Origin of the sequence: Rhizobium sp. WCS2018Hpa-16 (genome assembly GCF_031843705.1) — a bacterium.
Lineage (GTDB): Bacteria > Pseudomonadota > Alphaproteobacteria > Rhizobiales > Rhizobiaceae > Agrobacterium > Agrobacterium tumefaciens_C.
Genome location: NZ_JAVTIX010000002.1, coordinates 371,904 through 383,778, shown reverse-complemented (window position 1 = coordinate 383,778; position 11,875 = coordinate 371,904). Strand labels below are relative to the sequence as shown.

Here is an 11,875-nt window from a genome sequence, read left to right as displayed (position 1 = left end):
GCGTGACGCCGCCGCCCTATCCGGACCGTTCAACATGCTGTCACACGATAATATCTGGACTGCGATCGATACGCTTGCGGACCGTAACCAGTTGACGCCTTCAGGCCTGGCGCGGAAGGCGGGCCTTGACCCGACATCGTTCAACAAGTCCAAACGTGTGGGGCCGGACGGGCGCCAGCGCTGGCCATCGACCGAATCCATTGCCAAGGTTCTGGATGCCACCGGCGCGACGGTCGACCAATTTTTCGGTTACGCCATGAACCATATGGGCAAGAATACGCTGCCCGATGGCAATTTTCCGCCCCAGACGGGTGCCATTCCGCTGCTGGGTTTTGCGCAGGCAGGTTCTGGCGGCTTCTTCGATGATGGCGGCTTTCCCGCAGGTCAGGGATGGGATGTGGTCGATTTTCCCGCCTCCCCTGCAAGCCGTCCGGGCGTCTACGCCCTCGAAGTGCAGGGCGACAGCATGATGCCGCTTTACCGCGATGGCGATATGCTGATCGTGGAGCCGGGCGCGCAGGTACGCCGGGGAGACCGCGTGGTGGTGAAAAGCAAGGATGGCGAAGTCATGGCCAAGGTGCTGGCGCGCCAGACAGCCAAGACCATCGAATTGTTCTCGCTAAACCCCGAGCACCCCAATCGCAGCTTCGATCTGGCCGATGTGGAATGGATGGCCCGCATCATCTGGGCCAGCCAGTAATCTGCAGGATTAAAACAACCCGTACGGGAAATAGCGGCGGTAGATTTCTTCCAGCCGTCCGTTGCGCGACAGGGCAGCAAGGGCCTGATCGAAGGCGGGAACCAGCTTGTTTTCAGGGTCTACGGTCATGATCGATAAGCCCTCGCCCAGGAAGCGATCCGACATATAGGGGCCATCGAACAGGGCGCAGCAACCGGCTGAGGCCGTGCCGGAAACCCAGAAGGGCAAACGCAGCCCATCGGCAAAGACCGCATCGATCTTGCCGGATTTCAAGGCCTCATACATCGGCTCGTAGCCATCGAAGCCGTTCACGACAACTGCCGGAAAGAAGGCTTTCAGCATGGCCTCGTGCCGCGAATTGGTGACAACACCCACCTTCTTACCGGATAGCGCATTGGCCGACTGGCCCTCGAGCTTGGTTGTCTTGTTGATGGCGAAGCGGGCGGGCAGCAGGATATAAGGTCTTGTAAAGCTGAAGCTTTTGCGCAGATCCGCACTGGATGCGATGCCGGACATGACGGCCTCGCCCTCGCCCATTTCCACGGCGGCTTCCAGCTCGTCAAACGGCAGCGCCTGCACCTGGCATTTGCTTTCGACTTTCAGCTGCGCGCAGATTTCCCGGGCCAGATCAACGTGGAAACCCGCAAGGCGTCCATCCTGATCGGTGAAATTGAAGGGCGGGAAATCAACCGACATCAGGAACCGCACACGGGGAACGGTGGAAAGATCCGCCCCCGGCAGACGCTCCTGGCTATCAAACAAAAGAGGCAGGCGACCCGCCTCCCCCAGAGTTTCGGAACTGGCCGGATGGGAACTTCCAAGGCCGATCGCGCAGACGAAAGCGGTGAAAATACCCATCAATTTTACGGGTGCAACTGGTAGGCGCATAGATATGATCCGCTTGGGGAATTTAGGGGCAACCACCTTACCGGTGGTTGATAGTGGCGTTGCGTTTTGATGAGTATACACAAGAATCGCGAAAAGCGATGCTTGTCAGGAGTGATATTGTTGTCAGCGACCGGTCCGACGACGGTCTTTTATTCGGCATCGACAGCCACCAACCAGACAGTGCCGAAACCGAGTTTCTGAAGACGCTGGGGCTTGGCAAGCCCTATATCGAGACATTTTCCGCCCGCGCCCGGCGCAACGGCTCCACCTTCGAGGCGGAGGTGATTTCCAGTGGAATGGTAACGGAAGATTCCTATTTCGGTGCTTTCGCCCGGTATCTGCGCCTGCCGTTTGAACCACAGCTGAATGGGGCGCTGGTGGTGGACACGCCGTCTTTGGATGTGCATCTTATCGAGGCGCGCATGGTGCGCCTTCGGCCTCACGATGCTGCCCCCTATATCGCAATCGTGCCTGATGTCAGCAGCATTGAGCGATTAAAACATGCGCTTGGAACGACGCCCGGCTTGCGTGAAGATCTGGTCGTGACCACACCATCGGCACTTCGCGACGCGGTGTGGCATGCCGGGGCTGAACGGCAGACACGCCAAACCGTGAATGCCCTGTTCGATGCAACACCACATTTTTCGGCGCGCATCACCTTGCATGGCAAGCAGGGCTTTCTGCTCGGCGTCGGCGTTACACTTCTCATCGGCGCGCTGCTGCTCTCTCCCACCACAACGTTTCACCTTCTGCACATCGTGACGGCGGCACTCTATATGGCTGCGATCCTGTTTCGGCTTCTGCCGCTGCGATCTCAGCCGGACAGGCGCACACTGGCGCTGGTTGAGACGACCCGCGAGGAAGAGCTGCCCGTCTACACGATCCTTGTGGCGCTTTACCGCGAAGAGGCGGTTGTTGAACAGCTCGTGGCCGCGTTGGACCGGATGGACTGGCCCCGATCCCGTCTGGACATCAAGCTTGTTTGCGAGGCGGATGATGAGGGCACGATTGCTGCAATCCGGCGCACCTGCCCCGGCCCGCATTTCGAGATCGTCACCGTTCCGCCATCGCTGCCGCGCACGAAGCCGAAAGCCCTGACCTACGCGCTTTCAGGCGCGCGCGGCGAGTTTACCGCGATCTACGACGCCGAAGACAGACCGCACCCCAAGCAATTGCGGGAGGCCTATACGCGGTTTCGCGATGGTTCCGAGACCCTGGCGTGTCTTCAGGCACCGCTCATCATCAGCAATGCCGATGCGTCGTGGATCACATCATCTTTTTCACTGGAATATTCAGCGCTGTTCCGGCGCATGTTGCCGACGCTTGCGCGCATGAAAATGCCCCTTCCGCTAGGCGGCACATCCAACCATTTCCGAACATCGATCTTGCGCAAGGTGGGCGCTTGGGACCCTTATAATGTGACCGAGGATGCCGATCTGGGCATGCGCCTTTACAGGCTTGGCTATTATTCCGACGTGATCAGCTATCAGACGCTGGAGGATGCACCGACAGACCTTTCTGTGTGGCTGGCCCAGCGCAGCCGCTGGTTCAAGGGCTGGCTGCAGACCTGGCTGGTGATGATGCGTTCACCGCTGACCGTTGCGCGGGAAATGGGTTGGAAAGCCTATCTCGTCTTTCAGCTTCTCATCGGCGGCATGCTTCTATCTGCCCTCACCCACCCGCTTTTCATCATCTATCTGATGTCGGTTGGCCGCGCTCTCTGGCTTGATGGTTTTGCTGCCTTCTCGCCAAGCCAACTCGCCCTTGTGACCGTGGACACGCTGAACATGTTCGCCAGCTACACCGTCTTCCTGTTGATGGGGACGCGGGCGATGATAGATCATGAAAGGGGTTTGATCGGAAGGCGATGGCTGGCGACGCCTATTTACTGGCTGATGCTCTCAGCCGCGGCGTGGCGGGCTGTTTTCGAGCTTCGCTATAAGCCATTTGTGTGGAACAAGACGCCCCACAAGCCAGTATCCAAATCAACTTAGTTATACGGCTTAAACCAGCCTAGATTGATCAGTATGGAGACTGGCACTCGGCGCGCGCGCCCTGCTTGGTCTGATAGGTGTTGTCGGTTGCGTGATAAGAGTGGTAGCGGGTAGCGCACCACGTCACATGCTGAATTTCCTCAGCTGACAAGGACATGCTGGAGGCGCTCGCACTTGCGGCGGCTCCGCTGCTAAAGGCAATAGGCGTGCTATCATAGGTTCCACTCTGCGACTGAGCCTGCTCCGCATAGGCGGGCGCGATGACGCTGAGCGCATGGGCCGGGATGGTGGTGGCGGCCGAGAAGCCCAGGGTTATTGCAGCGAGAGTAACCAGTTTTACCATTTTGGACATTGGTAATTCCTTTATTCTATTTGCAAAACCAACGTGCCCCAGCAAGCTTTTGTTCCAAAAAAGTGGAAATGTTAATTTTTTGTATTGACAGACACCAAAAACCGATCACGCATCGGTGATTTGGTGCCCCCAAACAGAAAAACCACCGAATTGCTTCGGTGGTTTTGAGCGGATAATCAGGCCTTGGCAGCGTCAGAAGTTGACCTTCCAGCCGGAACGCAGCCAAACGCTTGGGTCGCCGCCTTCTGTAGATGCGTTGACCATTAGCGATGCTGTACCGCCGCCGACAGCGAATTCTGCGCCGAGGCCGCCGCGAACCCACCACTGCTTCAAATCCTGACCGGGCAGGTCAACCGATGACAGGCCGAGAATGTTTGCGCTTGTAGCGGAAGACTTGTCCTCGAAGCGATGGGCAACTTCCGTACGCGCCAGAAGCGTGATGCTGTCGCTTAGCGGGTGAACGTAGTCTGCACCAAGACGGGCAATCGTTGCGTGATCGCTCATCTCGTCATAGGCGACCGGGAAGGAGCCGCCGCTTTCCGTGTAGGCATCCACCTTGCTGTTGGCACGCGACAGGCCGATGTAAGGCGAGATGGCCGTATCGGCAATCGTGACCGCATCCAGCCAGTCAAAGCGCAGCTTGCCGCCGAAGGTCTGCGTATCCGTGTTGCCGTTGGAGAAGTCCTGCGCGCCGCCATTCATATAGCCACGGTGAATGTCCATTTTACCGCCAGCATAATAACCGCCCAGCGTCACATAGAGATTGCTGACGACATTGGCCGTGACTTCAGGCGAGAGGTAGAAACCCTTGAAGTTGAAATCGCCGCCGCCTTCCAGATCCTGGTTGGTATAGGTGCCACCGATGGCAAAGCGCCCTGTGACACCATCGGCAATGCCATAACCCATGCCGATTTCGCCCAGGCCGAAGCCACCATCGGAAGCATCGCTCTTGTCATAACCGCTATCCACCGTGCCCCAGGCGGAACGCTGACCGGCATTGAGCAAGTTGCGCATCGGGCTGCCCTGAGCACCGAACATGGCGGTGTTGGCAGAACCAAGCTGCGTGGTGGTGGGCGTGGCCGCAGCACTCTGAATGGTCGGCACGAACTGTTCAGGCGTGATGATGCCGGCGCCGAGGGCATCGACACGGGCATAGTAGAACTGGCCGTTCTGGGTCATGCCCGCAACGACATTGCCATTGTTGGAGACTGATTCTGCTGTTGCCGTCGTGTCCACCGCAATGGTAGCACCATTGGCGCGCAACCAGTCTTCAACGGTGGTCAAGCCGGTCGCTTCCGTCGAACGGAAACCGTGGTACAAGCCGTTGGTGTCATTTGCAGAGCCGACGACGACGCTGCCATCTGCGTTCACGGCGCTGGCCTCGGCATAGCCCCCACCAAAGCCGCCCAGATTCTGCATGGTTCCGGTGATGCCGTCGCTGCCCACATGCCAACGGTAGGCAGCGGTGTAGCTCGGATCTTTGTTGTCAGGAGAAACATTAACCGAGCCAACGATCGTGCTGCCGTCTGCGCTCATTCGGCCGAAATTGATGCCCTGGCCAGCATCCTCATCCGCGAGAGTCAGATTCCCGATGTCTCGCATTCCACCCGCATCCGTCCAGCGGAAGACCCTGTCGACTCCGCCAGTTGACGTACCCGCGACAACGCTGCCATCGGCTGAAACGGCCAAGGCTTTGGAAGATCCGTCACCCACAAGCACTCCCAAGCCCGTAATCGTCCCCCCCACCCGCCAACGAAATGCCTCATTATCCGAATAGCCGACCACCGTGGCCCCATCCCCGCTGATCGCTTTGGCATTCGAGCCATTGCTGCCATGCAGCGTTCCGATGTCCACCATGACACCGTCCGCTGCGGCACCAGATGCAGTCGACCAGTAAAAAGCATGAAGCCCAGGGAGGGTCGGCATACCCCCGGGACCCACGTAGACATAGCCGTGACCGAAAAGGGCGTTGCCGTCATCGCTCACACCTTGGTAGTCGTTACCGAACGCTCCCAGATCCTCGATGACACCATTCTTGACGCGGTAGGCGTTGCTCAGTCCCGACCCAACATAGACGGAACCGTCTTCATTGATATCAGATGCATTAAATTGGCTAGTTATGACTGGCGATGATCCCGCAGAACCATTCCACAAATAGGGAAGGTAGCCGAGCTCGCCATAGCCTGTCACGAGCAATGTGGAGCCATCACCACTGAGACCGATAATTTTAGGATTATAAACCACATCAGGCTGCGTGAACTGGTCGAAGGTCGTGTTTGCGCTGGTATTGGAGGTGTCAGGAGCTGGCGTACCGCCAATGGCCTGCACGCTGAGGGGAAACGCCGCCGATGCGGCCAGCGCCAGCGCAATCAATGACGTTGTGCTGAAAAGCCTGCGCGTGTTTCTGGACATGCCATGATCTGGCTTACCTGATGTCATCGTCATTTCGCTTCATTCCCCTGCATATTGCTGCAACCGCATAGTTTAGATTCAGCGCGGATATAAAAATCTGCGACAAATCTATCCGTATGGCTGGTTTTCGAATATGTCTGAGCGTCCGTATTCATTGTCTGGACGTCCCGGCAGGCGATTTGTTGCGGGACAACAAAGTATAAAAAGATTATTGGATCATTTTTCTTATTTTATACTCACTGCATGAGAAAATAGTATTTTTGAATATTATAATATTTCAAGGCTTATTATGACATCCTTCGTGTTCGACAGTGCATCCCTGCCACATCAAGACAGTTTTGATGCCTATCGCGATCTTTACGCGGGAGGTTCTGATGTCAGCACCAATGGCCCTGGGTTCCGTGGCTGGGTGAAGGCATCGCGCCTGGGGAAGCTCGTGATGTTCGAGCGCAAGCTGAACGATGTTGCGCATGAACGCTCCTTGCGCCGGGCCAGCGCCGACGGGTTCGAACATTTTACCTTGCAGCTCAATCTTTCCGGCCAGTTACAGGTGGAAACGCCGAACGCGACGCGCTCTGTTGCGGCAGGAGACATTGTTCTCTTCGACACCACACAAGCGCAACGCACGATGATGACGGACTGTCACTATGTCACGTTTTCTGTCGCGGCAGATCTGGTCAGCACCGTGGATACGGATGCCCGCAACCTGCACGGCACGGTTCTCAAAGGTGGCAACGCCTTCATTCTGGCCGACCTCATGGCATCACTGGTGCGGCGCCCCTTGCATGATGACATGGCCGCTGCCGGGCGCGTGACGCAGATGTTTCGGCAGGCGCTGGCCTTGGCGCTGGACACGAGCCACACTGCGCAACCCAAAGACCCTAACGATGCCGTGGAACGTGTGCGGCTTCTGATCGATGCGCACATTGCCGACCGCAACCTCTCTCCCGAATGGCTGAGCAAGAAGGCCAATCTTTCCCGCACACGTCTCTATGATCTTTTCAAGTCTGCGGGCGGCATTTCCCGCCACATACAAAAGGCCAGAGCAACGAAGCTGCGCCAGCTGCTTGCACGACCGGATATGGGCCGTTTCAGCGTGGGCACTCTGTGTCACCAGGTTGGCTTTGCCAGCGAAAGCCACGCCATACGAACATTTTCAGACCTTTTCGCCATGTCTCCCGGCCAGTACCGGCGTCAGCTCAGCGAAACGCAGGCGGCAAAAGACAGCAAATCCGCCGCTGATTTCGATGGCTGGATCAGGGCACTGACGAACGCCTAGGCGCTTCCCCGCTTTTGTTCAAATCGCCTGTCGTCAAAGCATAGACGGCATAGGCACCCATGAATCCGTGAACAGACATCATGTAAAGGAAGAATGCCGCATGCCCCGCATGCTGCATGAGTGCAGAGACGAGCAAGGGGCCGAGCGCGCCGCCCACAGACACGAAGAACAACAGGGATGCCGCCAGGGCGACGTTTTCATGGCCGTGGCCTGCGCGATCATGTCCATGCGCAGAACACAGGGCATAGACCGGAAAACTGAATGCCCCGAAGATGGCGATGCCGATCATGTTGAGCATCGTGTTGGTATCAGCAAAGGCTGACAGAAACCCCGCCATGGCCACCGCCCCCATGAGCGTGACGACAATGACCGCGATGCGGTTCATTCGATCTGAAAAAAAGGCGAGAGGATATTGCAGGATCAGCCCGCCCATCAGACCCGCGCTCATGAAGGTTGCGATACCGGCTGGTGTCATCCCAACCAGATGTGCGTAGACCGGCCCGGTGGAGCGAAAGGTGGTTGCCGTCATGCCCGCCGCAATAGCGCCCAGCACGGCCAACGGGCTGATGCGCCAGGCGCTGGAAAGATCAAAACGACGAGTTATCGCAGCGGCAGAGCCAACGGTTTTAACGCGAGAAAATGGAAGCAGCGTTGCGACGAGCACAGCCGAAATCAGCAGAAAAAGCGCGGAACTGTTCACGCCAACAAGCGGAATGGCATATTGTGCCGCAGCCACCGCACCCAAAGTGACAAAGCGGTAGATCGACAATATCTGCGCCCGATGGGAATTGGAGGCGTTCGCGTTGATATAACCTTCAATCAACGCCAGCAGACCAGCATAGGCGAAACCTGATACCAACCGCAGGCCGATCCAGATGGCCGGCTCAGCCGTCGATGCCATCATTGCCGCGACAGATGCCGCAACCGTCACCAATATCGTGAAGATCTGGCTGTGGGAGAACCGGGCCAAAAGCCGCGTGGCCCACAGGCACCCCATGGCAAAACCCAGGCTGTAAACCGCACTCATGACCCCGATGAGGGTGACAGAAAACCCATGAGACGCACCCCGCACGGCAACCAAAGTCAGTTGCAGCCCATGCACCCCTATAACCATGCCTGCCGTCACCAGAACGGGAAGCAGATGTCTGATCTGTTTGAAAACCATGCGAGCCTGAAAATGCGAACCGGCAGACATACGCTGCCTAACGTGCGTGGTATGCCGTTTTGAAATGCAATAAAAACAGAAATGAAGATCGAAAGAACTGCTCAAGTATTTCAACGACGGTGCAGACGCAACAGCGTATGTCTAATGGCCCACCACACGCGCTGAAGGTGACCACGCGTCCCTGGCAGGAGGCACGCCGACAGCGCGCCTGATTGAGCTTTCTCAAAAAACGACTGGAGCGGGTGAAGGGAATCGAACCCTCGTATTCAGCTTGGGAAGCTGCTGCTCTACCATTGAGCTACACCCGCGCGATTGAAACTTCGGGCAGTTTAACCGGCCTGTCAAGAAGGGGCTACTCAGCCTTGAAGTGTTTTGAGAGCTTGAGGCCCTGGGCCTGATAGTTGGAGCCGAGGCCTGCGCCATAGAGGCCTTCGGGTCTTGTCAGCATATGCTCATAGACGAGACGGCCGACGATCTGGCCGTGTTCCAGGATGAAGGGGACTTCGTGGCTTCTGACTTCTAGCACGGCGCGGCTGCCTGTGCCGCCTGCGCTGGCATGGCCGAATCCGGGGTCGAAGAAGCCAGCATAGTGCACGCGAAATTCACCGACCAGCGGGTCATAGGGGGTCATCTCGGCGGCGTAAAGCGGTGGCACATGAACGGCTTCGCGCGAGACGAGGATGTAGAATTCATCGGGATCGAGGATAAGCTCGGCGCGGCCTCTGGAATAGATCGGCTCCCAGAAATCCAGCACATCATGGGCAGCCTTCTGGTCGACATCCACCACCGCCGTGTGGTGCTTACCGCGATAGCCGATCAGGCCCGTTTCCCCGAAACCTTCAAGGTCGATGGACAGCGCAATGCCGCCGCCGGAGACATTGGGCGTTTCGCTGGCGACCAGCGTTTCGCTCTCGTGCAGCGCCAGCAATTGCGTTTCTGCCAGCAGCGCATGGCCGATGCGAAAGCGTATCTGCGACAGGCGTGAGCCCTGGCGCACGACGATGGGGAATGTGCGCGGGCTGATTTCGAGGTAGAGCGGGCCGTGGTAGCCTGCCGGGATCTTGTCGAATTCCTGCGCATAATCGGTGATGACGCGGGTGAAGATATCGAGGCGTCCGGTCGAACTTTTCGGGTTGGCAGAGGCTGCCATGTCAGCCGGTAGCGCCAGCGCTTCCATCAAGGGCACGATGTAAACGCAGCCGGTTTCCAGAACAGCGCCTTCGCGCAGATCAATCTCGTGCAGGCTGAGCCGGGTCAGCTTTTCGATGACTTTCGTGGAGGGGCCGGGCATGAAGCTGGCACGCACACGATAGGCTTTCGCGCCGAGACGAAGATCGAGGCTGGCGGGCTGTACCTGGTCTTCATCCAGCGGCCGTTCGCTGGCCAGTTGGCCTGATTCGAACAGGTCCCGGATAGCGCCATCTGCCAATATGCCCGTCGTTCTCGTCATCTTTTCATCATCCCTTTTCATGGCGACAAAACCAAAAGCAAACCATTGACGCAAGTCGTTAACAGAGTTATGGCAACCTTATCCCGTGGTGATTTGGCCGGTCGGCTTGCAGCCACGTTAAACAAATGGCTAAAAAGACCGGGTGCGCTTGTAACCGGTCCGCTATTGCGACCGGTTTTTTTGTTTGTAAGGTGATGACATGAGCAAGAAATGGCGCCCGGCAACACAGCTGGTACACGGCGGCACCCTGCGGTCGGCATATGGCGAGACATCCGAAGCCATCTACCTGACGCAAGGCTTCGTCTATGAAAATTCCGAAGCCGCCGAAGCGCGCTTCAAGGGCGAGACGGAGGGCTTCATCTACGCCCGTTACGCCAGCCCCACCAATGACATGTTCGAAAAGCGCATGTGCCTTCTGGAAGGTGCCGAAGATGCGCGCGCCACGGCATCCGGCATGGCCGCTGTCAGCGCTGCCATTCTGTGCCAACTGAAGGCCGGCGATCACATCGTTGCTGCCCGCGCTTTGTTCGGTTCCTGCCGCTGGGTTGTCGAAACGCTTGCACCGCGCTACGGCATTGAATGCACGCTGGTTGACGGACGCGATCTTGCCAACTGGGAAAAGGCGATACAGCCAAACACGAAGCTGTTCTTCCTCGAAAGCCCCACCAACCCCACGCTCGAAGTCATTGATATCGCAGGCGTTGCGAAGCTTGCAAACCAGGTTGGCGCCAAATTGCTGGTCGACAACGTGTTTGCCACCCCGCTTTTCCAGAAGCCGCTGGAACTAGGCGCGCATATCGTCGTGTATTCGGCCACCAAGCATATTGATGGTCAGGGACGTTGCCTTGGCGGCGTTGTTTTGTCCGACAAGAAATGGATCGAGGAAGAGCTTCAGGATTACTTCCGCCACACCGGCCCGGCCATGTCTCCGTTCAACGCATGGACCCTGCTGAAAGGCATCGAGACCCTGCCGCTGCGCGTGCGCCAGCAGACGGCGAACGCTGCGAAGATCGCTGATTTTCTGGCGGATCAGAGCAAGGTCGCCAAGGTCATCTATCCCGGTCGCGCAGACCATCCGCAGGCCGATATCATTGCCAAGCAGATGACTGGCGGCTCGACGCTGGTGTGCTTTGAGCTGAAGGGTGGCAAGGAGGCGGCATTCAAGTTGCAGAACGCGCTTGAAATCGTCAAGATTTCCAACAATCTGGGCGATGCTAAGAGCCTGATTACCCACCCTGCCACGACCACCCACAAGAACCTGACGGATGAGGCGCGCGCCGAACTCGGCATGTCCGGTGGCACGCTGCGCCTTTCCTGCGGCATCGAAGATACCGATGATCTGCTGGAGGATTTTGCGGCGGCAATGGCTGCAGTCTCTGCCTGAGAAACACGGATGGCCCGGCATTGCGACCGGGCCGTTTGCCATGGCGATCGCCTTTAGATGGATTTGACGCCATTGAAACAAGGAACATCTTCGTTCCAGACCTGCTACACTCAACCACCGAAATGAGCCCGTGGAGCAATCCATGCCAGCCGAAACGTGCATTGTTTTGGGCTGCCACGCTAATATCGCCTTACGGTTTATTGACGATAGGCGGCGCCTGTAGTGTAGAATGTCTGGACAACCAATTACTT

9 protein-coding genes, 1 tRNA gene and 1 riboswitch are annotated in these 11,875 nt (G+C 57.6%); of the genes, 4 read left to right on the top strand and 6 right to left on the bottom strand.

What is annotated here, in order from left to right:
• Positions 1-34: 34 nt before the first annotated feature.
• Positions 35-700, top strand: a complete 666-nt coding sequence (locus RQI55_RS08000) for a helix-turn-helix transcriptional regulator (RefSeq protein WP_243256691.1) — start codon at positions 35-37, stop codon at positions 698-700.
• A 9-nt stretch (positions 701-709) separates the two neighbouring features.
• On the opposite strand, the gene RQI55_RS07995 is transcribed toward RQI55_RS08000, so the two are convergent.
• Complete coding sequence (locus RQI55_RS07995; RefSeq protein ID WP_311272560.1) at positions 710-1,471, bottom strand: transporter substrate-binding domain-containing protein; 762 nt, start codon at positions 1,469-1,471, stop codon at positions 710-712.
• Between the two features lie 215 nt (positions 1,472-1,686).
• Between RQI55_RS07995 and RQI55_RS07990 the strand changes: the two genes are divergently transcribed.
• Complete coding sequence (locus RQI55_RS07990; RefSeq protein WP_311272457.1) at positions 1,687-3,582, top strand: glycosyltransferase family 2 protein; 1,896 nt, start codon at positions 1,687-1,689, stop codon at positions 3,580-3,582.
• A gap of 28 nt (positions 3,583-3,610) precedes the next feature.
• On the opposite strand, the gene RQI55_RS07985 is transcribed toward RQI55_RS07990, so the two are convergent.
• Positions 3,611-3,934 carry a BA14K family protein gene (locus tag RQI55_RS07985; RefSeq protein ID WP_243256694.1) on the bottom strand — a complete coding sequence of 108 codons (324 nt, stop codon included), beginning with the start codon at positions 3,932-3,934 and terminating at the stop codon, positions 3,611-3,613.
• 192 nt (positions 3,935-4,126) lie between these two features.
• The gene (locus RQI55_RS07980; protein ID WP_311272456.1) at positions 4,127-6,379 is read right to left on the bottom strand and encodes an autotransporter domain-containing protein; all 2,253 of its coding nucleotides are present in this window, start codon (positions 6,377-6,379) and stop codon (positions 4,127-4,129) included.
• Between the two features lie 256 nt (positions 6,380-6,635).
• On the opposite strand from RQI55_RS07980, the gene RQI55_RS07975 reads away from it, so the two are divergent.
• Positions 6,636-7,625 carry a helix-turn-helix domain-containing protein gene (locus RQI55_RS07975; protein ID WP_042617961.1) on the top strand — a complete coding sequence of 330 codons (990 nt, stop codon included), beginning with the start codon at positions 6,636-6,638 and terminating at the stop codon, positions 7,623-7,625.
• On the opposite strand, the gene RQI55_RS07970 is transcribed toward RQI55_RS07975, so the two are convergent.
• From RQI55_RS07970 to RQI55_RS07960, 3 genes are all read right to left on the bottom strand, one after another.
• Complete coding sequence (locus tag RQI55_RS07970; RefSeq protein WP_243256696.1) at positions 7,603-8,790, bottom strand: MFS transporter; 1,188 nt, start codon at positions 8,788-8,790, stop codon at positions 7,603-7,605. The genes RQI55_RS07975 and RQI55_RS07970 overlap by 23 nt on opposite strands.
• Before the next feature lie 234 nt (positions 8,791-9,024).
• Positions 9,025-9,098, bottom strand: a tRNA-Gly gene (locus tag RQI55_RS07965).
• Positions 9,099-9,142: 44 nt separating this feature from the next.
• Positions 9,143-10,240: a 2'-deoxycytidine 5'-triphosphate deaminase gene (locus RQI55_RS07960; protein WP_243256697.1), complete on the bottom strand. Its 1,098-nt coding sequence runs from the start codon at positions 10,238-10,240 to the stop codon at positions 9,143-9,145.
• A 75-nt stretch (positions 10,241-10,315) separates the two neighbouring features.
• A riboswitch (SAM riboswitch) is annotated at positions 10,316-10,394 on the top strand.
• A gap of 45 nt (positions 10,395-10,439) precedes the next feature.
• Between RQI55_RS07960 and RQI55_RS07955 the strand changes: the two genes are divergently transcribed.
• Positions 10,440-11,624 carry an O-succinylhomoserine sulfhydrylase gene (locus RQI55_RS07955; protein ID WP_243256698.1) on the top strand — a complete coding sequence of 395 codons (1,185 nt, stop codon included), beginning with the start codon at positions 10,440-10,442 and terminating at the stop codon, positions 11,622-11,624.
• The last annotated feature ends 251 nt before the right edge of the window (positions 11,625-11,875 follow it).

Excerpts from the sequence above, each read along its gene's own strand:
- RQI55_RS08000 (WP_243256691.1), top strand. The coding sequence starts at position 35 with ATGCTGTCACACGATAATATCTGGACTGCGATCGATACGCTTGCGGAC.
- RQI55_RS07970 (WP_243256696.1), bottom strand. The coding sequence starts at position 8,790 with ATGGTTTTCAAACAGATCAGACATCTGCTTCCCGTTCTGGTGACGGCA.
- RQI55_RS07990 (WP_311272457.1), top strand. The coding sequence starts at position 1,687 with ATGCTTGTCAGGAGTGATATTGTTGTCAGCGACCGGTCCGACGACGGT.
- RQI55_RS07955 (WP_243256698.1), top strand. The coding sequence starts at position 10,440 with ATGAGCAAGAAATGGCGCCCGGCAACACAGCTGGTACACGGCGGCACC.
- RQI55_RS07960 (WP_243256697.1), bottom strand. The coding sequence starts at position 10,240 with ATGACGAGAACGACGGGCATATTGGCAGATGGCGCTATCCGGGACCTG.
- RQI55_RS07975 (WP_042617961.1), top strand. The coding sequence starts at position 6,636 with ATGACATCCTTCGTGTTCGACAGTGCATCCCTGCCACATCAAGACAGT.
- RQI55_RS07985 (WP_243256694.1), bottom strand. The coding sequence starts at position 3,934 with ATGTCCAAAATGGTAAAACTGGTTACTCTCGCTGCAATAACCCTGGGC.
- RQI55_RS07980 (WP_311272456.1), bottom strand. The coding sequence starts at position 6,379 with ATGACGATGACATCAGGTAAGCCAGATCATGGCATGTCCAGAAACACG.